Origin of the sequence: Nocardioides daedukensis, from assembly GCF_013408415.1 — a bacterium.
Classification (GTDB): domain Bacteria; phylum Actinomycetota; class Actinomycetes; order Propionibacteriales; family Nocardioidaceae; genus Nocardioides; species Nocardioides daedukensis.
Genome location: NZ_JACCAA010000001.1, coordinates 2,702,398 through 2,722,194, shown reverse-complemented (window position 1 = coordinate 2,722,194; position 19,797 = coordinate 2,702,398). Strand labels below are relative to the sequence as shown.

Here is a 19,797-nt window from a genome sequence, read left to right as displayed (position 1 = left end):
CGGCCACTAGTGTTGGCGCAATGAAGCGCGCGTTCATCACCGGCATCACTGGCCAGGACGGTTCCTACCTCGCAGAGTTGCTGCTCGGGAAGGGGTACGACGTCCACGGGCTGGTGCGTCGATCCTCCGCGATGACGCGCACCCGGATCGACCACCTCAACAACAACCCGAACCTGACCCTGCACTACGGCGACCTCACCGACGGCGTGGCGCTGGTCAACCTGGTCCGGGAGATCGAGCCGCACGAGGTCTACAACCTGGGTGCGATGAGCCACGTGAAGGTGTCCTTCGAGATGCCCGACTACACCACGTCTACTAACGCGATCGGCACGCTGCACCTGCTCTCCGCGATCCGCGCGGCCGGCATCGACTGCCGCTTCTACCAGGCCTCCACCTCCGAGATGTTCGGCTCCACACCGCCGCCGCAGAACGAGGACTCCAAGTTCCACCCGCGTTCGCCGTACGGCGCCTCCAAGCTCCAGGCGCACTGGACGACAGTGAACTATCGCGAGGCCTACGGGCTGTTCGCGGTCTCCGGGATCCTGTTCAACCACGAGTCCCCGCGGCGCGGCGAGAACTTCGTGACCCGCAAGATCACCAAGGCCGTCGCCGCGATCGAGGAGGGGATCTGGGACCACGTCGAGCTCGGCAACCTCACCGCGATCCGTGACTGGGGCTTCGCTCCGGAGTACGTCGAGGGCATGTGGCGGATGCTGCAGGCCGACGAGCCCGACGACTATGTCCTCGCCACCGGCGTCGGGCACACCGTGCGCGACTTCTGCGAGGCGGCGTTCGCGCACGCGGACCTCGACTGGGAGAAGTACGTGCGCTACAACGAGTCCTTCGAGCGTCCCTCCGAGGTCGACGCGCTGATCGGCGACTCGTCCAAGGCGCACGAGAAGCTGGGCTGGAAGGCGCAGACCACCGCGCTGGACCTGGCCCGGGTGATGGTTGACGCCGACCGCGAGGACCTGGCCCGGCTGCTCAACAAGGGCTGAGCACCGCCCCATCGCTGGGCCCCTCAGCCGGGCTTGCGCGCGGTCACATCCAGCACGATCCGCGGCGCGAGACCACTGGCCACCATCCGGTCCATCACCCGGCTGCCCACCTTCAGCGCGCCACCGCGCAGTCCCATGAAGTGCAGGTAGAGCTCGGAGGAGAGGCTGTAGCGCGCCTGGGCCTTCACCGTGACGTCGGTGAAACCGAGCCGAACCAGCTGCAGCTCGATGCTCTCGGGCGTGTGCAGGATCGTGTGGTGCACCGGCAGCCGGCGGTCGGACAGCTTGACCACCCGGCCGCGGGTGACCCGCGCCATCTCCAGCGCGGCCCGGTCGACGGCCGTCCGGTTCGGGGTCTGCAGCGTCAGCAGGCCACCCGGGCGGAGCATCGCGAAGGTGTCCTTGAGCAGGTTGTCGCCGTTGGGCACATGGGCCAGCACGCACCACATCGTGACCAGGTCGAACTCGTCGCGGTGCCCCAGCTCGCCGAGGTCGCCGAGCTCGAGCTCGACGTCGTGCCGCTCGGCGGCCATCGCCACCGCGGCGGCCGCGGTCTCGTTGCCGAACACCTCGAAGCCGAACTCGTCGCGCGCGATCTGCAGGAATCCCCCATCGCCGGCACCCACGTCGAAGACCTTGACCGGTCCCTGCCCCAGCTTTGATGCGCAGTCGGTCAGGGTCTGGCGCCAGATCTCCGGGCGCCCGCCGTCGCGCTTGGCCGCGACATAGGCCGCATACAGCTCCTGGGTGAGCGCGTCCTCGGTCATCACCTCGGGCGGTGCGTCGTCATACTCCCCGTGCGCGCACATCCCGCACACCCGGCAGCTGACCGTGGACCGGCCGGTGACCCGGGAGATGGGCAGGCGTCGGATCCGGCGCGAGCGGCACGCGGGGCAGTGGAGAACTTCGGGCATGACGATGATCCGTCCGGGAGGGAGCGTTGCCGGAGTCTAGATCCGCGGCGACGCCCGATTCAGGCTTTCTGCGAAATCAGCGTATGCGCTGCAACCAGAGTGATGAGGGTGGGTTGGGGTCCTTGGCCAGGGGCGTGTACGTCGGGAAGCGGCCGCTCAGGAACGCTTCGTCGTGGTGGCGGACCAAGGGGGTCGAGAGCAGGATCTCGAAGGAGTCGTTGAACGCCAGGAAGGTCTGCACGACCATCGCCTCGTTCCAATAGACCGGCCACCGCTCGCCGAACAGCCAGGTGTCGGCGGGGAACGGGCCGTTCCACGGGAAGTGCACGTCGTGGATGTGGACGAAGACGCCGGGCTTCACCTTCGGCAGCACCTCGAGGAAGAGGTAGGCGACGTCGGAGTCGATCTTCAGCGCGTGCGAGGAGTCGATGAACAGCACGTCCCCGGCCTCGAGCTCCTCGAAGCGGGAGAGCGGGATGTCCTGGACGAAGCCCTCGACCAGGGTGAAGTCGTCCAGGGTGCGCAGCGCGTCGAACGGATAGGGCTCGATGCAGGTGATCGCCAGCGGTGAGCCGGCGGTGGCGTTCTGGGCGCCGGCCAGCGAGGCATAGAAGGTGGAGAGCCCCGAGCCGACCTCGAGATAGCGCTTCGGCTTGTGCTCACGAAGGAAGTAGTAGAGCGTGCGGGCGTCGAACTCCGGATAGCCCGGGCCGAACCCCTTGCCGGTGTTGGCCAGGTAGTCGCCGGTCGAGGAGCGGAACTCGCTCTCCCACTTGTCGGCCAGCGCGCCAAGGCGCTTCTTCATCGCGGGTACGTCGATGTCCAGGCCGCTCAGCGGGCTGGGCCGGTCCCAGCGCTCGCGGGTCTTCTCGATCTCCTCGAGCACCGGCAGCGTGGAGTAGTAGTCGTCCTTCTTGACGATGTTGTAACCGAACAGGGCGAAGAACCAACGGACCGCACGGATCCGGCGGCGGCGCAGGCGGAAGACCAGCCGGTCCAGGGCGTCGACGAGGAAGGCCGGGAGCAGGCGTGCGGCACGCTGCTTGGCGCTGCGGGTGGAGCCACTCATCAAGATGTCCTCGTCGTGCTCGGGGGCGTCGCAGCCCTAACGATGTCTGTCATCTGGCGTCACGGCGGACCGAACCGAGGTGCGGCTGGGTGTCGGCCCACTCCTCGATCTCGGCGGCCAGGCTCTCACCGATCGCCCGATGCAAATCAGGGCTGTAGTGAAATCCGTCGGGCGTGGCCTGCTCCGGGTCACCACACACGCGGTCGGCGATCGGCGTCACCTTGAAGTGACGCACGTGCGGCAGGTCGAGGCGTCGTACCAGCGATTCGATGGCCTCGTTCATCAAGGCGATCCGCTCGCTCATCCCGGGGAACCAGGACTGATAGCGCTTGGTCGGGCCCAGCAACTCGAAGAGCAGGACCATCGGCGAACCGACCTTCTGCACGTGCTCGATGTAGCGCTCGAGGTCAGCGACCACGGCGCGCTCGCGGTGCCGGATCGTCGGCGGCACGACCTTGTCCAGGGTCGCCTGGAGGTGGGCGAACAGCATCCACAGCGGGCGCAGGATCCGGCGGCGATAGAGCCCCGACCACCAGCGTGGCCGGGCCTTCAGCGAGTTCGCGTGCCGCTCGAGCCAGTGCGGCAGGACCAGGTGGATCGTCTCGTAGTGGCCATAGACCAGCACGATCACGTCGGGCGAGTAGCCGAGGATTTCACGCTGCCAGGTGCCCAGGATCGTCGAAGTCTTCTCCGAGGTCATCGTGATCGTGCGGACCTCGCAGGGCCGACCATCCTGGAGGAGCCGCTCCTCGAGCGCGCGCGGGAAGGTGAAGTCGGTGCGCGGGCCGCCCATCCAGGAGGTCCAGTTCACCGTCGAGGCTCCCTTGACCAGCACGCGCAGGGGGAGCTCGCTCATCCGGTCAGGCCTCCGTCGACGACCAGCACCGTCCCGGTGATGTAGGTGTTGCGCGGGTCGGTGAGGAACTGGCAGGCGCGAGCGATGTCGTCGGGATCGCCGAGACGACCCGAGGGAGTACGCCGCACGATCTGCTCGAGCTGTTCCTCGTCGAGGCCGTGGCTCATCTCGGTGCGCAGATAACCCGAGGCGATCGCGTTGACGGTGATCCCTCGCGAGCCCAGCTCGCGCGAGAGGGCGCGGGTCATCCCGTCGAGCGCTGCCTTGGAGGCGCTGTAGACGCTCAGCCCGCGGTAGCCGGACTGGCCGACGACCGAGGAGATGTTCACGATCTTGCCGCTGCGGCGGGCCAGCATCTTGCGGCTCGCGGCGCGGGTGACATAGAGCGTGCCCTTGAGGTTGAGGTCGACGACGGTGTCGATGTCGTCATCGGAGAAGGTGCCCAGGATGCCGTCACGGGCGACGCCGGCGTTGTTGATCAGTACGTCGATCTGTCCCCAGCGCTTGCCGGCCGCCTTGACGAAGGCGTCGGCCTCCTCGCGCACGGCCAGGTTGGCGGCCTGGAAGAAGAAGCGGTCGGGGTGCTCGGCCAGCCAGGCCTTGACCTCGGGGGTCTCCGAGCGGGCGCAGGTCGCGACGCGGTCGCCGGAGTCGAGGTAGGACTGGACGATGCCCGCGCCGAGTCCGCGGCTGCCGCCGGTGACCAGGACGACGCGCGGTTCTGCTTGCTCGCTCTGGGGGCGCTCGGTGCCGGGCTGGCTCATGGTGCTCTCCTGATGATCTTGTTGCCAGCAGTGCTGATGGCGTCGACGAACTTGATGCTGCGTGGGCGTGCGGCCGCGGGAAGATCCTTGCAGGATTCGCGGATCGCGTCCTTGAGTTGGGCGGTGTCGGCCCCGGGAGCAGCGACCACCTCGACGGCGACGATCGCGCCGGTCATCGCGTTGGCTCGTCCGAAGACCCGGGCCACGTCGACCCCGTCGACAGCGCCCACGCGCTCCTCGATCGGCAGCGGGTGCACCTTCACGCCGCCGACGTTGATGATCTCGCTGGACCTGCCCCGGAACACGATCCGGTCGCCCTCGATCTCCACCAGGTCACCGGTCGCGCGCCACGCGTCGGGGTCGATCGGCTCGTCGCCGTGATAGCCCAGCATTCCGATCCGCGAGCGCACCCAGAGCTCTCCGTCGACGACCTTCATCTGTACGTCGGCTGTCTCGTCGCGCTCGAGCACGCTGGCGGCCAGACCCGCGCGGCCGTCGCGTTGCGAACCGGTGGAGCCGAACTCGGAGGCGGCATAGACCTGGGAGATGGTTGCGCTCGGGAAGGCCTTGGTGAGCTGGGCGAGCAACGGTGCGGGGATCGCCTCTCCGCCGAGGGTGATCTGCTCGAGCTCGGGGATGGGACCCTTGTCGGCGCGCATCTCGGCGAGCAGGAAGCGCCACCAGGTCGGGGTGGCGCTGACGTGGGTGACGCCCAGCTCGCGCATCGCCCGCAATCCTTCCTGCGGTCGGCGTGGAGCGGGGGCCACCAGGGTGGCCCCGGCGGCGAAGACGTGGAGCAAGATCTGCAGGCCGGCGAACTGGTGAAGCCCGTAGGCGAGCAACCAGCGCTGGCCCGGCGCGTCCTCGGCCTCGCTCACCCGGCGCACGCTACGAACCAGCCGGTCCCAGTCGTGTCGCACACCCTTGGGTGCTCCGCTGGTGCCGGTGGTGAGAACCAGGTGCGGCCGCCCCGCCGACCCGGCACTTGTTGACGCCCCAACCCCCGCCGAACCGTCAGTTGTTGACGCCCCGGCACCTGCCGAGTCGGTCAACAACTGCCGGGTCGAGGTGGGGGTGAGGACGGTGGGGTGGTCGAACCGCTCAGCCAGCTCGGCCACCTCGCCCGGTGAGGCCTCCGGCGGGTACTGGCACAGCTCCACCCGCACCTCGCACGCCCCGAGCAGCAGCGGCAACAGCGTGGTCGCCTCGGCATCGACGACCGCCAGGCGCGATCGGGGCTCAAGGCCGGCCGCAACCTGCTCCGCCGACGCCAACAGCTCGGCGTACGTCATCGAGGTCTCGTGGGTGAGCACCGCAACCCGGGTGGGGTCGGTCTCGGCGACCTGCCGGACCAGTTCGATCAAGCCGGATCAGGCCCGGGCGCCGGAGGGAACCCCGGCATAGAACGCGAGGATCTCGCCCAGGGTCTGGGGCAGCTCGTCGCCGGCGAACGGGTCGGTGTCGAACTCGTCCTCCAGGACGGCGGAGAGCTCGGCGGTCTCCAGCGAGTCCAGGCCCACGCCGTCTGCATAGAGCGGGGTGTCGTTCCCGAACTCGGGCGCGTCGTCCTTCACGCGAGCGACGAACTCGCGGACGACCTTCTCGACATCGGCGGCGGCGATTGCCATCGGGATTGCTCCTTGGGGGACACACGTGGGATCGGGGCGAGACCATGGCACCACACACGGCGACCGGCTCGCTGGGGCAACGAAATATGAGGCGCAGAGTTACGTCGTACGACGTCTTGGCGAAGCCTCGACCGTTCGGCGCGCGGCCCACTAGGGTCATCGGCGTGAAGGCCGACATGATCTTTCCCCAGCCCCGAACCCTCAAGGAGCGCTTGCGCGAGAAGCTCCGGGCGAAGGTGCGGCTCTGGGCGCACGGGCACCAGGTGACCTACTTCGACTCACCCGAGGGCATCCGGATGGACTGGGAATATCCGTCCTACCCCTCGATGCGCGTGCTGCAGTCGGTCAAGAACGACGGTGAGCGGATCAAGGTCGGCAAGTACACCGGGATCCACTACTCCGCCGTGGTGATCCCGGGCGGCGTGCACCACGCGGACTGGGTCTCCACCGTGCACGGCCATGTCGAGAACGGCGAGTGGGTGGACACCCCGGGCGCCATCCACAGCAACGGTCCGGTGGTCTTCGGCAACGACGTGTTCGTGGCCTACGAGGCCGTGATCACCTCGGGGATCACCGTCGGTGACGGCGCGATCATCGCCACCCGCGCCGTGGTCGTCAAGGACGTCGAGCCCTATTCGATCGTCGGCGGGAACCCCGCCAAGCACATCAAGTATCGCTTCGACGAGCCCACCCGCGAGGCCCTGCTGCGGATCAAGTGGTGGGACTGGTCGACCGACAAGGTCGCCCAGCACAAGACGATGATCCACTCCGACCAGGTCGCCGAGTTCGTCGCGCGCCACGACCCCGCGCTGGAGTCACGCGAGCCCTGCGAGTTCTGCTGAACCCGATCAGCTGAGCTCTTCGTAGGAACCCGGCAGGATCGACTTGCGGGTCGCCACCTTCTTGGCCGGCACCCCGAAGACCACCGCGTTGTCGGCGACATCGGACAGCACCACCGTGTTCGCCCCGACCTGGGCGTAGTTGCCGATCCTGACCGGCCCGGCGAGCACCGCGTTCGCGAGGATGATCGCGCCGTCACAGATCTCCGGGAAACCACCATCGGGCGGAGCATCGGGCTGCTTCACCCCGGCGGTGATCCCGCCACCGAAGGTCACGTTGGCGCCCACCCGCAGGCCGTTGCCGATCACGATCCCGTTCGGGTGCGGCATCAACAGGCCCGGCCCGACGTCCATGCCGGGCACGAAGTCGGCGCTGAGCAGATACATCCCCACCGAGCGGAGCACGAACTCGAGCCGGTTGCGGCCGGCCCGGCGGGCCATCTGCTGTGCCCGCAGGATGATCGAGGCGACCATCCCGGGGTGGCCGATGCACTGGATCAGCACGCGCGGCCAGCTGGTGGGCAGCCCCGGGCGATAGCGCTCGAGGTCGGAGAAGACCAGCTGGCTGAAGCCGAGGCCGTCGGAGGAGGTCAGCGTGGACATCTCAGGATCCCTCCCGCATGAAGACCGCATCCATCTGGAGCACCTCGCCAGTCGGCGCGGCATAGCCCTGCTCGATCACCGCGATCCGGAAGCCGTTCGCATAGCCCCACGAGATCGCCTCGTCGGCCAGCATCCCACCGTCGTAGAGCGGCACGAACGAGATCTCGAGCTGCACCCCGACGCAGCGCGCGATGGTCTCGGCACCGCCCTCGATCACCGACTTCTCGAAACCCTGGGTGTCGATCTTGAGGAACGGTGCGCGCGCGGCACCGAGGACGTCGAGGTCGTCGAGACGCTTGAGGATGATCGTCTCCTGCCCGACGTAGTCCACCTGCGGCGCGGCCTCGCGGTGCGCGTCGAGCATCGGCAGCAGCGAGCTGGAGTTGGAGTTGGAGGCCACGTTGATGACCGCTTCGCCCTCCTCGGCGCCCAGCGCGTGATGGTGGGCGTGCCAGTTGGCATCGAGGTTCTTCTCCAGCCGCGAGTACGCCGCGGCGAGGGGCTCGAAGGACTCGATCCGGCCGGCATAGCCGAAGGTCCGCAGGTCCCGGCCATAGCCGCCATCGGCAGCGCCGACGTCGATCACGAGGTCGACGCCGTGGCGCGCGAACAGCTTCTGGCGCCGGGCGGCCGGGTGACGGCGTACCTCGAAACCACGCTTGGCGAGCTGTTCGGCGACCTTCACGATGGATCGCTGGATGACTGGCACGGGCATGAGCATAGGGCGAGGAGTGCCCGGTTTGCCCAACATCTGGTCGGCGCGGTCCCACTGCACTAGCCTGCCGCTCGTGAACCCTCGCCTCCGCGCAATCGTCCGCACGGCCGTCGCCACGGTCAACCACCCCGTTGCCAAGCGGAGGATCACCAGCACGCTCGCCGACGCCTCGCGCCCGCTGAAGCTGGAGATCGGCGGGACCGCGAAGCGCCCCGGTTGGGTGGTCACCAACGTCAGCGCGGTGACTCGCAACTACCTCGACGCGACCGCGACCTGGCCACTCGAGGACGACTCGGTGGAGTTCGTCTACTCCGACAACGTCATCGAGCACATCCCGCTCGAGCCCGGCCGCGCGATGCTCCGTGAGGCCGCGCGCTGCCTGCGTCCCGGCGGCGTGATCCGGCTGGTCACCCCCGACATCCGCCACCACATCGAGCTCTACCTCGCGGGCGTGGCGCCTGCTGAGACCCCGGCCGGGAAGCACTACTCCTCGATGGGCCTGACCGTCGAGCACCCCTTGGACCTGGTCCGGATCCCGATCGGCGAGTTCGGCCACCACACCGGCTATGTCTATGACTTCGAGACGCTGAAGGCCGAGCTCGAGGCAGCCGGATTCCGCGACGTGGTGCGCTGCCCTCTCGGCGAGAGCTCGCACGCTGCCCTGGCCGGGATGGATCAGCGCGGGGTGTCCGGCGACGCGCAGATGGCGGTCGAGGCGACCCGCTGAGCGGGGTTCGTCTCAGAGCCCCAGCAGGGTCTCCGCGAACGCCTCGGCGGTCGCCGGCGGCACCGAGCTGACCCGCGGCGAGGTGTCCTCGAGGACCTCACGCATCGCTCGACCGAGGGCCTCCACGGTGAGCTCGCAGGCCAGGCCGCCACCGGTGGCGCGGATCTCGCGGGCGCGCACCTCGGAGCCGGCGGTCACCACCGGCACCTCCGCGGCCAGGGCCTTGCCCATGATGCCGCTGGGTCCGTTGTTGGTCAGGGCCAGCGGTACGACGTCCACCGCCGCCACCATCTCGTCCAGGACGTCGTCGGGCAGGAATCCGTGCCGCACGATGATCCGCTCGCGATCGGCCGCAGCGAGGCCGTCGAGCCACTCCTGCACCTCGGGCGCGACCTTGCCGGCGAGGACCAGCTTGGCGTCGATCCCGGCGTGCTGCATCGCGGCCAGGATTATCGGGGCGTTCTTCCGCTCCCCCACCACCCCGAAGATGCCGACCAACGCCAGGTCGGCGTCCAGGCCGTGCTTCGCTCGCAGCTGTGCGCGGTCACGTGAGTGGGCCAGACAGATCGCTGGATCCCTTGCCCGCTTGACGATCCAGCCCACCGACATGTCGTCGCGGCCCGCGAATCCGGCGAACCGGTGCACCGTCCCGTTGGCCCGAGACAGGACTGCCAGCGCTCCCTTGGAGATCCGCAGCTTCCAGCCGAACGAGTCCTTGAGACCCAGCTTCGCCGGATAGCGGGTCAGCATGAAGATGACTCGCGGCTTCCTGGCCAGGCCCTTGAACGCCGGGCGGGCGACGTACCACCACTTCTTCAACGACTGGTCCGCATCCATCACGATCACGGTCGCCACGTCGCGCTCTCGGCACACCGCCGCGACCCGCTCGGCCAGGTCCCGGGTGTCGGGGTGTACGCCGTCGAAGGCGACCACCACGTCGATGTCGACGCCGTCGAGGAAGACGTGGAAGGCGTCGTCCGCGGCGCCCTGCTCGGAGGTGAGCAGGATCGCCTCACCCTCGCGGAGGGCGACCCTCGCGACGTTGGCCACGGCCTGGAAACGGTGCCCGCTCGGCTCGGGCTCGACGATCAGCGTTGCGCTCACGGGGGTAGACAACCACACCATTCAGGACAGGGCGATCTCTTCGCCGGAACGGCTGCGCCGGCGGGCGAAGATCGACACGGGGATGACCTGGACGACGGTGCTGACGATGATCAGCGAGACCAGCGGACCGGGTGCGCCCATCCGCTCGGAGAGCAGGATCGACAAGGTGATGTTGCACGGCACGGTGATCACGGCGCAGATCGCGACGAAGCGGGCGCCGGCAGGGTCCATCAGGCTCATCGCCAGCGGATAGGTGACCGCCTGGATGCACATCACCACCGCCGTGACGAACGGCAGGAAGTAGCCCAGGTTGATCTCGTCACCGCCGATGATCGTCCCGATCCGGTCCGCGACCGCGACCAGCACGGCGCAGACCAGGACAGTGCCGAGCATGAAGATCGCCAGCACTGCCTTGAGGTTGGGGCCGGCCTCGCCACGCGCGCGGGCCCGGGTGTACATCGGCCACAGCGGTTGGGCACCCGCCACGATCAGCCCGGTGACCGGCGCGAAGATCTGCGTGACGACGGTGTAGTCGGCGACCGCGGCGGTGGTCGAGACGTGGCTCAGGATGATCCGGTCGCACAGGAAGGCGATCGGCAGGCACAGCGACGTGACCAGCATCGGCCCGGACAGCGAGCGGATCCTCGCCCCCGGGAACTTGGCGCGCGACGGGATCCGCGCGATCACCCGGGCCCACGGGAAGCCGGTGAGCCGGGCGCTGAGCCCCATCGTGACCAGGTTGACCAGGAACGCCGCCAACGCTGGCACCACGATCACCCAGTCGGGGCTGAAGTCACCCAGGATCAGTACGCCGACCAGCGCTAGGGCGATCGGCGCCTGCAACGACTGTCCCAGGATCGCGACGTGGTTGCGGTCCGCGCCCAGCAGCACGCTCGGCCCGAGACCGGGAACGAAGCTCATCGCATAGATGACCAGAGCGATCGCAGTGAACGTGTTGGCGCCGGCCGCGTCGCCGAGCAGCTCGGGCCAGACCCCGGCGAGACCGAGCGCGGTCGAGACGATCGCCAGGAACAGCATCGAGACCGTCAGCACCCGCGAGGCGGTCAGGCCGGTGCGGACCGCGTGCTCGTCACCGACTCCGTTGGCCGCGATCGACTGGGTCAGCGAGGCGCCGACGCCGAGGCTGTTCAGCGGGATGAGCAGCATCACCGAGGCGATCACTGCATAGCCGGTGAACGTCTCGACCCCGTAGTGGTGGATCACCAGATAGCTGATCGCCAGCATGGCGATCCCCTGCGGGATGAACCCGATCGACCGGGCCAGCCCGCTGTAGAGCATGTTCCTCACCGCAACACCGGCTCATCCATCAAGAGCGCCGAACCTGGTGGTCGGGTTCTCGAATACCTCGGGCCAGGCCAGCACGGCCTCGCCGTGGATCCGCAGCATCTCGGCGAGCAGGTCCTTGGGATCGGCGAAGTCGGAGGGCTCGAGTGGCGGGTGCAGCTGGATGTGCTGCGAGTCGCCCTCACGCACCGCGGTGGCGACCACGACCGGGCTGTCGCTCAGGGTCGCGATGCGCGCGGCACCGAAGGAGCCGGTCACCCGTTGGCCGAGGAACTCGACCTCGGTCTGTCCGGGGACGTCGGAGGCGATCGCCATCACCACACCGGGAGTCATCGCCGCGAGGACGGCCTTGCTCCCCTGGGTCGTGGGGATCACGGTGGCCCGACTGGTGACGATCCGCATGTGCTGCCTGATGTCCACGGTGGCGGTCCGCTCCATCGCCTCGGCCAGGGCCAGCAGGTGGCAGTGGATCCCCACCCGGTCGAGCGACGAGAAGAGGCCGGAGTACTGGTTGTGGTGCATGAAGTTGAGGACCACCGAGCGGGTGCGGTCGACGTTCTCGACGCCGCGGACCTCCTGATGGGTGATCAGGTGCGGCTTCCAGCGCAGCCAGCGCCGCATCATCTGGGCCTCGGCATATTTCCGGGCCAGCTCGGGGATCTCGTCGGCACGCTCGGTGTGCTCGAGCAGGTGGCGCATCTGGTGCTCCTGCGCGGCGCGGAAGGCCTCGTCGGCCCAGAGCGTGTCCACCTTGGCGGCAACCATCGCAGGGAACCTGCTCGCCGGGACAAGGCGGCGTACCTGCTGGAGCTGGTCCTTCACACCCACGTCTTCCTGCCCTGTCTCGTGATCACCCCGGTCGCACCGTGCCGACGTGCGGCCCCCGGAGGCCTCGTCGCAGGGACAACTCTCCGGGGGTCGCAAGGCTACGGGAGCCGCGGCGGGGAATCTGGGGCAAGGATCTGGCCGAACGGATCTGGGGCGCGGGAATCTTGCGGCAGGTCGGATCGTTGCACCCACGTGAACCCCGGCCTGATCGTCCTGCTCGTCGTCGTGGTGCTCGTGCTCGCCCTCGGAGGGTGGCGGCTGCGCACCGACGGTCGGTTCAAGGCTGCCTCCAGCCCCCGGGCCGAGGGCTCGACTCCGGCTGAACAGGCTCTTCTTGGGCAGGCCGATCCCGAGCGCGCGCCCCAGCCCATCTCACTGCTGGCAGACACCCAGTGGCGCGACGACCTCGGCGAGAAGGCGACCCTGCTCCAGTTCTCCAGCGCCTTCTGCGCGCCGTGCCGGGCCACCCGACGCATCCTGGGCGAAGTCGCCGAGATCGTGCCGGGCGTGAGCCACATCGAGGTGGACGCCGAGCTGCACCTGGCACTGGTGCGCGAGCTGGGCATCATGCGTACGCCGACCACGATCGTCCTCGACGCGGACGGCCAGGAAGTCACCCGCGCAGCCGGGGCACCCACGAAGGACCAGGTGCTGACCGCGCTCGCCCGCGCCTGAATCGGCTCGACTGACCAACCGAACTGGCCAACCGAACTGGCGGCACCAACAGACCGCCCGAACCGACCGCTCGAACTGACTGCTCCGGTCAGCCGCCGGCGAACGGCGGCAGGAACTCCACCGACTGCCCGGGACGCACCCGCACCGTGTCGGGATCGAGCGATCCGGCGGGCTCATCGTCGACCAGCATCGAGCAGATGCCGATCACCCGTTCCGCGCCGGGATGCCGCTCGAGGATCCGGCCACGGAGCTCGGTGAGGGTGAGCGGACCGTCGAAATGGTCCTCGTTCACGCCGGTCACGGCACGTGCCGCGGCCCAATATCGGACGACGACCTGTGTCTCTTGATCCGGTTGTTCGACGTTCTGGGGGCTCACACCCGATATCCTTCCCTAGCGGCTCCGATCGAGGGCCGGCCTGAAAGGAGTCGAGATGAGCACCCTCCTCCTCCTCACCAGCGCCCTGCAGCCGTCGGCCGAAGTGCTGCCCGGCCTCGCGTTGCTCAGCCACGGCGTGAAGATCCTTCCTGCCGAGGGTAGCGCCCTCCTGGAGGCTCCCGACGCCGATCTCCTGCTCGTCGACGGCCGCCAGGAGCTCGCCCAGGCACGCGACCTGTGCCGCCTGATCCGGACCACCGGCTCGGACGCGCCGGTGCTGTTGATCGTGACCGAGGGCGGGCTGGCAGTCGTGGCCGCCGACTGGGGCATGGACGACGTCGTACTGCACACCTGCGGCCCCGCCGAGCTCGAGGCACGGATCAAGCTGGCCATCGGCAGGCTCAACGCCCAGCGCGACGCCGACGATCCCGAGTCCCACGTGATCCGCAGCGGAGAGGTGGTCGTCGACGACGCGACGTACACCGCGAAGCTCTCCGGCCGTCCGCTCGACCTGACCTTCAAGGAGTTCGAGCTGCTGAAGTTCCTGGTCCAGCACCCGGGGCGGGTCTTCTCGCGCCAGCAGCTGCTCCAGGAGGTGTGGGGCTACGACTACTTCGGTGGCACCCGCACCGTCGACGTGCACGTACGCCGACTCCGCGCCAAGCTCGGTCCCGAGCACGAGACCCTGATCGGGACCGTGCGCAACGTGGGCTACCGGTTCATGCCGCCGGCCAAGCTGAGCGAGCAGGCCGAGTCGGAGGCGTCGGCCAAGGAGTCCGAGCAGTCCCAGGGTGCCGATTCCTGATCGGGCTCTGAACCCGATCCTGCACGTCCAGCGTCGCGCAGGTTGCGAGCGCTACTTCGTGTAGTGCACGTGCGTGTCATAGGACTCGTGCGTGAAGCCGAGCCCCTCATAGACCGCACGCGCGGCCAGGTTGTCGGACTCGACATAGAGGATCACCTCGTCCGAGACCACCGACGCCAGGTGGTCCAGGCCGACCCGGGTGAGCAGCTTGCCGATCCCCCGGCCCTGGGCGCTCGGATCGATCCCCACGACATAGACCTCGCCGGTGGTCGCCGAGTGCACCTTGGTCCAGTGGAAGCCGAGCACCTGCTCTGCTCCGTCCCCATCTTCGACGGCCAGGAACAGCCCCTCGGGCGAGAACCACGGTTCAGCCATCCGCTCGGCCAGGTTCGCGGCATCCATCGCCCCCTGCTCCGGGTGGGCAGCGAAGGCGGCCGCGTTCACCCGCAGCAGCTCGGCCTCGTCACCGAGGCGGAACGACCGCACCGTCACACCCTCGGGTGCCGCGGGCGCCGGCTCGGCGAACGGTGTCAGCGGCCATCGCATCACCCACAGCTCGCGGGTGCGCTCGAAGCCGAGTCGCTCCGCGATCTTCCGGGCGGCGATGTGGTCGGCGTGCGACCACGCCGACGTGGCTCCGCCTTCGACTGCCTCGGCGGCCAGCAGCGAACCGATCCCCTCGCCACGCTTCCAGTAGGAGACTGCGAGCACCACGTCGCCCTCGTGCAGCAGGGCGAAGCCGTTCTCGTGCAGCCACAGCCGCGACCCCGACAGCCCGTGGTGGCGCAACCGCAGCTGGGCGGCCTCGTCCAGCGGGTTGACCCCGTCGACGGTCTGGCAGTCGGACGCGATCTGCTCCACCGCGGCCGCCACCGACGGCGTCCACTCGGTGACCAGCAGGCTCACGACGACAGCCCGGCCGCCAGCTGGTCGGCGATGTCACCGACCGCCCGCGGGCCGTCCGTGCCGATTCCGACCATGTTCAGGAAGCCGTGGATCATCCCGGTCTCGCGGTGGACGCGCACGTCGACGCCTGCGGCCCGCAGTTTCTCGGCGTAGGCCTCGCCCTCGTCGCGCAGCGGATCGAACCCGGCCGTGACGACGTACGCCGGAGCAGTTCCCTGGGGGATCTCGGCGTTGAGCAGAGTGACCCGCGGGTCGGGCCGGTCGGCCTCGACGGGGGTGTAGGACTCCTCGGCGAGCGCGATGAACTTGCGGGTCAGGAAGAAGCCGCTGTCGAACATGCGTCGCGACTCACTCGTGCCGACCACGTCGGTGAGCGGGTAGACCAGCAGCTGGAAGGTCAGCGGGAGCCCTTCGCTGGCCGCGGCCAGCGCGGTCGCGGCGGCCAGGTTGCCGCCCGCGGAGTCGCCACCGACGGCGATCCGGGTCAGGTCCACCTTGAGCGACTCGGCATGGGCGACGACGGCTCGGTAGGCCGCCACGCAGTCGTCGTAGGCCGCGGGGAACGGGTGCTCGGGCGCCATCCGGTAGTCGACCGAGATCACCTGCACGCCGGCCTGCTCGGCCAGGAATCGGCACGCGGCGTCGTGGGTGCTGTGCTCGCCGCCATAGATGAAGCCACCGCCGTGGAAGAAGACCAGCGTCGCCCGGGCGGACTGGCCGAGCACGGACGCAGGCACATAGGTGCGCACCGGCACGCCTGCCAGCGTGGAATCGGCGACCGATGCGACCGGCTGGTTGCCGCCCACCAGGCCCGCCTGCACGGTGAGCCGCTTGCGCCCCTGGGGGATCGGGAAGTCCTCGGCCGGGTCCTCGCGGGCGACCTTCTGCAGGCGCAGCATCAGCTGTACGTCGGTCGAGAGCTGCTGGCCGTCACGCACGACCGGCGTCCCGGCGAGCTTCTCCTTGACCGGCTGCGGCAGGGCGAGGGTGCCGGCCAACAGGGCGCGCTTCAGTCCGAGCTGGATCTCGTTCAGGGTGCTCATGGGCGAGAACCTACCTTCCGGGATACAGGTTGGCTGTTCTGTCGTCCGAAAACAGCCAATCCGTATCCCGGAGTCTCACCGGGGGTGCCGACGACGCTCGATCCGCTCATCCAGGGTCATCGGGCGTACGCCGTTGCGCGGCGTCAGCGCCCACGCTCGGTGTCGTTTGGAAGCCAGCGCGCTAGAGAGTGCCTTCTCCCGGGCCCACCGCATCCGTTGCACCACGTGCTCGGGACGGGCGAGCTCACCTGCCACGACCGAGAAGAACTCCAGTCCCGCTCGGCGCAGGTCGCCCTCACGGCGTACGTCGTTGCGCCGCGACCGGGTTGCCCGATGGGACTCGCCGTCATATTCGCCGACCACCCCGGCCACCGGGTCGAGCAGGTCGACCCGGGCGAGGAACCTGCCCTGGAGGTCGAAGATGTTCTGGTTCAGCATCGGCGTGGGGAGCCCGGCGTCGAGGCGCCAGACGAGATGCATCTTGGTCTCCTGCGGAGACTCGGCACCCTCCAGCGCCAGCTCGAGCGCCTGGCGGACCAGCCGGTTCCCGACCCGACGGGGAGAGGTCGACAGCCAGGCCCCGAGCCGGGCGCGCGAGGTGAGCTCTGCGTGGAAGGCCATCTCGATCGCCTCGACCCCACGGCGTACGTCATCGAGGAGCACAACCTCGTCAAAGATCGCCCGGTGTACGCCCGTGCACCTGATCCCGTGGCGAAGCACGACCTCGTCGTCGGCCAGGATCGCCCGGGTCACCACGCCACCGGGGATGGAACGTCGCGCCACCCCGCGTCCCAGCGCCACCGGTACCCCTCGCTGCCGACCGTCGGCGAGCCTCCCCTCGAACCAGCGGGCACCGGCCAGGTGCAGGCTGGCCCAGCCGGTCACCACCCCCGACGGTGCCTGCTGGAGGACCTCGGCGATCCGCTGCGCCGGGACCGTGCCGTCGACGTGAGCCGGCACGAAGCGGTTCGGTGAGCTCTGCCGCCAGTGCGGCCCGCGCGACCTGCCCCGGGTGGGACCGGCGATGCCTGCGGGATCCACCGGGACCGGCACGACGATGCGCGGTACGACGATCCGTGGCGCAGGCGGCACCTCGGCGTTGGCCAGGTCCAACCACTGATCGGCCAGCGGATCAACGGGGAGCTCCATGGACTAGAGGATGACTGGAAGGGCCCCTGGCCCACCCGCTCTCTCCACAGGCCCCCGGTCAGCCGCCCTCCGGCTCTCGTTCCGGGATACGGATTGGCTGTTTTTGGGCTCAAGAAAAGCCAATCCGTATCCCGGAAGGAAGGGCGCTGGCGGACAGGGAGGGCATCAGGCTGAGGTTGGTGACACCTTCCGTTCACCCTGCACTGCCACACTCGAAGAATGACGCAAGACAGCCTGCCCTCGCACGCGACGGGATCGATCGATGAGGGGCCCGCCGAGCCCGGGCTCCATGCGGTGGCGTTCACCGAGACGTTCGACGTCGAGCCGCCCTACCTCCCTGACGTCGAGGCGACCGCCGGGCTGGAGGCGTTCCCGGATCGGTTCCTGGACCGCGAGCTCTCCTGGCTGCACTTCAACCAGCGCGTGCTGGAGATGGCGGAGGATGCGAGCATCCCGCTGCTCGAGCGCGCCAGGTTCCTGGCCATCTTCGCCAGCAACCTGGACGAGTTCTTCATGGTTCGTGTGGCCGGTCTCAAGCGCCGCATCGCCGCCGGCGTCGCGGTGCGCAGCGCCAGCGGACACCTGCCGCGCGAGGTCCTCGAGACGATCTGGGCGAACACCGACGAGCTGATGGCTCGCCACGCGGCAGCCTTCCAGCGCGACATCATCCCGGCGCTGCGCGACGAGGGCATCGAGCTGGTCCGCTGGGAGGACCTGGACAAGGACGAGCAGAAGCAGTGCAAGCGGCTCTTCAAGGAGCGCGTCTTCCCGGTGCTCACCCCACTGGCCGTCGACCCAGCGCACCCGTTCCCCTACATCTCCGGGCTCTCGCTCAACATCGCCGTCCTGGTGCGCAACCCGAAGACCGGCAAGGAGCACTTCGCCCGGGTGAAGGTGCCGCCGCTGTTCAACCGCTTCGTCGCCGTCGGCAACCAGCGCTTCGTGCCGCTCGAGGACGTCATCGGCGAGCACCTCAAGCGCCTCTTCCCCGGCATGGAGGTCGTCGAGTCGCACACCTTCCGGGTCACCCGCAACGAGGACCTCGAGGTCGAGGAGGATGACGCGGAGAACCTGCTCGCCGCGCTCGAGAAGGAGCTGCTGCGTCGCAAGTTCGGTCCGCCGGTGCGGCTCGAGGTCGAGGAGTCGATCAATGGGCGCGTGCTCGACCTGCTGGTCTCCGAACTCGGAGTCTCCGAGGCCGAGGTGGTCCGCCTCCCCGGCCCGCTGGACCTGCGCGGGCTGCACGACATCGCGGACCTGCCGCGCGAGGACCTGAAGTTCGCCGGCTTCGTGCCCACCACCAACGTCAAGCTCGCCGAGGTCGACTCGGCCAGCCCGGTCGACGTGTTCAAGGCGGCCAACCGCCAGGACATCCTGCTGCACCACCCCTACGACTCGTTCGCGACCAGCGTGCAGCGCTTCATCGAACAGGCCGCCGCGGACAAGCACGTGCTGGCGATCAAGCAGACCCTCTATCGCACCTCGGGGGACTCCCCGATCATCGACGCCCTGGTCGACGCCGCTGAGGCCGGCAAGCAGGTGCTGGTGATCGTCGAGATCAAGGCCCGCTTCGACGAGTCCAACAACATCCGCTGGGCCCGCAAGCTGGAGCACGCCGGCTGCCACGTGGTCTATGGCCTGGTCGGCCTCAAGACACACTGCAAGCTCTCGATGGTCATCCGCGACGAGGCCGACGCACCCGCCGGCGGGATCCGTCGCTACACCCACATCGGCACCGGCAACTACAACCCGAAGACCGCTCGGGCCTATGAGGACTTCGGCCTGATCACCGCCGACCAGACCATTGGCGAGGACGTCGCCCACCTGTTCAACAACCTGAGCGGGTTCTCCCGCAACGCCTCCTATGACCAGCTCCTGGTGGCTCCCGACAACATCCGCGACGGGCTGATCGACCAGATCCACGCCGAGATAGCGCACCACCGGGCCGGCCGTCCCGCGCGGATCCGGCTCAAGGCCAATTCCGTGGTCGACGAGGCGATCATTGACTCGCTCTACCTCGCCAGCCAGGCCGGCGTGCCGGTCGACCTGCTGGTCCGCGGGATCTGCGCCGCGCGACCGGGCGTCCCGGGCCTCTCCGACACCTTCACCGTGCGCTCGATCCTGGGCCGCTTCCTGGAGCACAGCCGGGTCTTCGAGTTCGCGAACGGCGGCGAGACGATGACCTGGATCGGCAGTGCCGACCTGATGCACCGCAACCTGGACCGCCGTGTCGAGGTGCTGGTCAAGCTGCCCACCGAAGAACTGGTCGCCGAGGTCGGTCACATCCTCGACATGGCCTTCGACGCCGACACGATGGCCTGGGAGCTCGGCCCGGACGCAGAGTGGACGCGCACGGCTGGCACCCGGCACCTGCACGACATGTTGATCGCGCGGCACCGTCGTACCAAGCGCTGAGGTCCGGCGCCGGCGTACGCAGCACTGACGCCCAGCACGGTCATACCGAGCGCTGGCGTCCAGCACGGTCCCACACCG

General features: G+C 68.8%; 21 protein-coding genes. 6 read left to right on the top strand and 15 right to left on the bottom strand.

Annotated features, from left to right (window positions below; genetic code table 11):
- Nucleotides 1–20 precede the first annotated feature (20 nt).
- Nucleotides 21–998 (top strand): GDP-mannose 4,6-dehydratase, encoded by a 978-nt coding sequence (gene gmd / locus BJ980_RS13430; RefSeq protein ID WP_179502755.1) that lies wholly within the window; start codon nucleotides 21–23, stop codon nucleotides 996–998.
- Nucleotides 999–1,021: 23 nt separating this feature from the next.
- Here the strand turns inward: gmd and BJ980_RS13425 are convergent, their stop codons facing one another.
- The 6 genes from BJ980_RS13425 to BJ980_RS13400 all read right to left on the bottom strand — a co-directional run bounded on the left by BJ980_RS13425 (nucleotide 1,022) and on the right by BJ980_RS13400 (nucleotide 6,229).
- Nucleotides 1,022–1,912 (bottom strand): class I SAM-dependent methyltransferase, encoded by an 891-nt coding sequence (locus tag BJ980_RS13425; RefSeq protein ID WP_179502754.1) that lies wholly within the window; start codon nucleotides 1,910–1,912, stop codon nucleotides 1,022–1,024.
- 76 nt (nucleotides 1,913–1,988) lie between these two features.
- Entirely contained in the window at nucleotides 1,989–2,981 is a 993-nt protein-coding gene (locus tag BJ980_RS13420; protein ID WP_179502753.1) for a class I SAM-dependent methyltransferase, read from the bottom strand.
- A 49-nt stretch (nucleotides 2,982–3,030) separates the two neighbouring features.
- On the bottom strand, nucleotides 3,031–3,837 hold the full coding sequence (locus BJ980_RS13415) for an SGNH/GDSL hydrolase family protein (RefSeq protein ID WP_179502752.1): 807 nt from the start codon (nucleotides 3,835–3,837) through the stop codon (nucleotides 3,031–3,033).
- Nucleotides 3,834–4,601: an SDR family NAD(P)-dependent oxidoreductase gene (locus tag BJ980_RS13410; RefSeq protein WP_179502751.1), complete on the bottom strand. Its 768-nt coding sequence runs from the start codon at nucleotides 4,599–4,601 to the stop codon at nucleotides 3,834–3,836. Before BJ980_RS13410 ends, BJ980_RS13415 begins: the two co-directional genes overlap by 4 nt.
- Nucleotides 4,598–5,965, bottom strand: a complete 1,368-nt coding sequence (locus BJ980_RS13405; protein WP_179502750.1) for a class I adenylate-forming enzyme family protein — start codon at nucleotides 5,963–5,965, stop codon at nucleotides 4,598–4,600. The genes BJ980_RS13410 and BJ980_RS13405 overlap by 4 nt, the downstream gene beginning before the upstream one ends.
- Nucleotides 5,966–5,971: 6 nt before the next feature.
- Nucleotides 5,972–6,229, bottom strand: a complete 258-nt coding sequence (locus tag BJ980_RS13400; protein ID WP_179502749.1) for an acyl carrier protein — start codon at nucleotides 6,227–6,229, stop codon at nucleotides 5,972–5,974.
- 164 nt (nucleotides 6,230–6,393) lie between these two features.
- Here BJ980_RS13400 and BJ980_RS13395 point away from each other — a divergent pair, with 164 nt between their 5' ends.
- Nucleotides 6,394–7,071 carry a CatB-related O-acetyltransferase gene (locus BJ980_RS13395; RefSeq protein WP_179502748.1) on the top strand — a complete coding sequence of 226 codons (678 nt, stop codon included), beginning with the start codon at nucleotides 6,394–6,396 and terminating at the stop codon, nucleotides 7,069–7,071.
- Nucleotides 7,072–7,077: 6 nt separating this feature from the next.
- On the opposite strand, the gene BJ980_RS13390 is transcribed toward BJ980_RS13395, so the two are convergent.
- Both BJ980_RS13390 and BJ980_RS13385 read right to left on the bottom strand, forming a co-directional pair.
- On the bottom strand, nucleotides 7,078–7,671 hold the full coding sequence (locus BJ980_RS13390) for an LbetaH domain-containing protein (RefSeq protein ID WP_179502747.1): 594 nt from the start codon (nucleotides 7,669–7,671) through the stop codon (nucleotides 7,078–7,080).
- A 1-nt stretch (nucleotide 7,672) separates the two neighbouring features.
- Nucleotides 7,673–8,380: an FkbM family methyltransferase gene (locus tag BJ980_RS13385; protein WP_179502746.1), complete on the bottom strand. Its 708-nt coding sequence runs from the start codon at nucleotides 8,378–8,380 to the stop codon at nucleotides 7,673–7,675.
- A 79-nt stretch (nucleotides 8,381–8,459) separates the two neighbouring features.
- Here BJ980_RS13385 and BJ980_RS13380 point away from each other — a divergent pair, with 79 nt between their 5' ends.
- Entirely contained in the window at nucleotides 8,460–9,113 is a 654-nt protein-coding gene (locus BJ980_RS13380) for a methyltransferase domain-containing protein (protein WP_179502745.1), read from the top strand.
- A 12-nt stretch (nucleotides 9,114–9,125) separates the two neighbouring features.
- Here BJ980_RS13380 and BJ980_RS13375 read toward each other — a convergent pair whose 3' ends face one another.
- From BJ980_RS13375 to BJ980_RS13365, 3 genes are read right to left on the bottom strand one after another with little or no spacing between them, the layout of a single operon-like run.
- On the bottom strand, nucleotides 9,126–10,217 hold the full coding sequence (locus tag BJ980_RS13375) for a glycosyltransferase (protein WP_179502744.1): 1,092 nt from the start codon (nucleotides 10,215–10,217) through the stop codon (nucleotides 9,126–9,128).
- Between the two features lie 21 nt (nucleotides 10,218–10,238).
- A complete protein-coding gene (locus BJ980_RS13370) occupies nucleotides 10,239–11,525 on the bottom strand; it encodes a lipopolysaccharide biosynthesis protein (protein WP_179502743.1) in 1,287 nt (428 codons plus the stop codon).
- A 12-nt stretch (nucleotides 11,526–11,537) separates the two neighbouring features.
- Complete coding sequence (locus tag BJ980_RS13365) at nucleotides 11,538–12,344, bottom strand: LpxL/LpxP family acyltransferase (protein WP_246279974.1); 807 nt, start codon at nucleotides 12,342–12,344, stop codon at nucleotides 11,538–11,540.
- A 198-nt stretch (nucleotides 12,345–12,542) separates the two neighbouring features.
- Here BJ980_RS13365 and BJ980_RS19050 point away from each other — a divergent pair, with 198 nt between their 5' ends.
- The gene (locus tag BJ980_RS19050; RefSeq protein ID WP_343047811.1) at nucleotides 12,543–13,025 is read left to right on the top strand and encodes a TlpA family protein disulfide reductase; all 483 of its coding nucleotides are present in this window, start codon (nucleotides 12,543–12,545) and stop codon (nucleotides 13,023–13,025) included.
- Nucleotides 13,026–13,113: 88 nt separating this feature from the next.
- On the opposite strand, the gene BJ980_RS13355 is transcribed toward BJ980_RS19050, so the two are convergent.
- Complete coding sequence (locus tag BJ980_RS13355) at nucleotides 13,114–13,401, bottom strand: MoaD/ThiS family protein (protein WP_179502740.1); 288 nt, start codon at nucleotides 13,399–13,401, stop codon at nucleotides 13,114–13,116.
- Between the two features lie 55 nt (nucleotides 13,402–13,456).
- Between BJ980_RS13355 and BJ980_RS13350 the strand changes: the two genes are divergently transcribed.
- Entirely contained in the window at nucleotides 13,457–14,206 is a 750-nt protein-coding gene (locus BJ980_RS13350) for a response regulator transcription factor (RefSeq protein ID WP_179502739.1), read from the top strand.
- Nucleotides 14,207–14,257: 51 nt separating this feature from the next.
- Here the strand turns inward: BJ980_RS13350 and mshD are convergent, their stop codons facing one another.
- The 3 genes from mshD to BJ980_RS13335 all read right to left on the bottom strand — a co-directional run bounded on the left by mshD (nucleotide 14,258) and on the right by BJ980_RS13335 (nucleotide 17,304).
- Nucleotides 14,258–15,112 carry a mycothiol synthase gene (gene mshD, locus BJ980_RS13345; RefSeq protein WP_343047810.1) on the bottom strand — a complete coding sequence of 285 codons (855 nt, stop codon included), beginning with the start codon at nucleotides 15,110–15,112 and terminating at the stop codon, nucleotides 14,258–14,260.
- Nucleotides 15,109–16,155, bottom strand: coding sequence for an alpha/beta hydrolase (locus BJ980_RS13340; protein ID WP_179502738.1), 1,047 nt, complete (start codon nucleotides 16,153–16,155; stop codon nucleotides 15,109–15,111). Before BJ980_RS13340 ends, mshD begins: the two co-directional genes overlap by 4 nt.
- 75 nt (nucleotides 16,156–16,230) lie before the next feature.
- Nucleotides 16,231–17,304, bottom strand: coding sequence for a hypothetical protein (locus BJ980_RS13335; protein WP_179502737.1), 1,074 nt, complete (start codon nucleotides 17,302–17,304; stop codon nucleotides 16,231–16,233).
- Between the two features lie 219 nt (nucleotides 17,305–17,523).
- Between BJ980_RS13335 and BJ980_RS13330 the strand changes: the two genes are divergently transcribed.
- Nucleotides 17,524–19,719, top strand: a complete 2,196-nt coding sequence (locus tag BJ980_RS13330; protein WP_179502736.1) for an RNA degradosome polyphosphate kinase — start codon at nucleotides 17,524–17,526, stop codon at nucleotides 19,717–19,719.
- Nucleotides 19,720–19,797: the final 78 nt, after the last annotated feature.

Excerpts from the sequence above, each read along its gene's own strand:
- BJ980_RS13330 (WP_179502736.1), top strand. The coding sequence starts at position 17,524 with ATGACGCAAGACAGCCTGCCCTCGCACGCGACGGGATCGATCGATGAG.
- BJ980_RS13350 (WP_179502739.1), top strand. The coding sequence starts at position 13,457 with ATGAGCACCCTCCTCCTCCTCACCAGCGCCCTGCAGCCGTCGGCCGAA.
- BJ980_RS13420 (WP_179502753.1), bottom strand. The coding sequence starts at position 2,981 with ATGAGTGGCTCCACCCGCAGCGCCAAGCAGCGTGCCGCACGCCTGCTC.
- BJ980_RS13400 (WP_179502749.1), bottom strand. The coding sequence starts at position 6,229 with ATGGCAATCGCCGCCGCCGATGTCGAGAAGGTCGTCCGCGAGTTCGTC.
- BJ980_RS13410 (WP_179502751.1), bottom strand. The coding sequence starts at position 4,601 with ATGAGCCAGCCCGGCACCGAGCGCCCCCAGAGCGAGCAAGCAGAACCG.
- BJ980_RS13415 (WP_179502752.1), bottom strand. The coding sequence starts at position 3,837 with ATGAGCGAGCTCCCCCTGCGCGTGCTGGTCAAGGGAGCCTCGACGGTG.
- BJ980_RS13335 (WP_179502737.1), bottom strand. The coding sequence starts at position 17,304 with ATGGAGCTCCCCGTTGATCCGCTGGCCGATCAGTGGTTGGACCTGGCC.
- BJ980_RS13390 (WP_179502747.1), bottom strand. The coding sequence starts at position 7,671 with ATGTCCACGCTGACCTCCTCCGACGGCCTCGGCTTCAGCCAGCTGGTC.
- BJ980_RS13340 (WP_179502738.1), bottom strand. The coding sequence starts at position 16,155 with ATGAGCACCCTGAACGAGATCCAGCTCGGACTGAAGCGCGCCCTGTTG.
- BJ980_RS13425 (WP_179502754.1), bottom strand. The coding sequence starts at position 1,912 with ATGCCCGAAGTTCTCCACTGCCCCGCGTGCCGCTCGCGCCGGATCCGA.
- gmd (WP_179502755.1), top strand. The coding sequence starts at position 21 with ATGAAGCGCGCGTTCATCACCGGCATCACTGGCCAGGACGGTTCCTAC.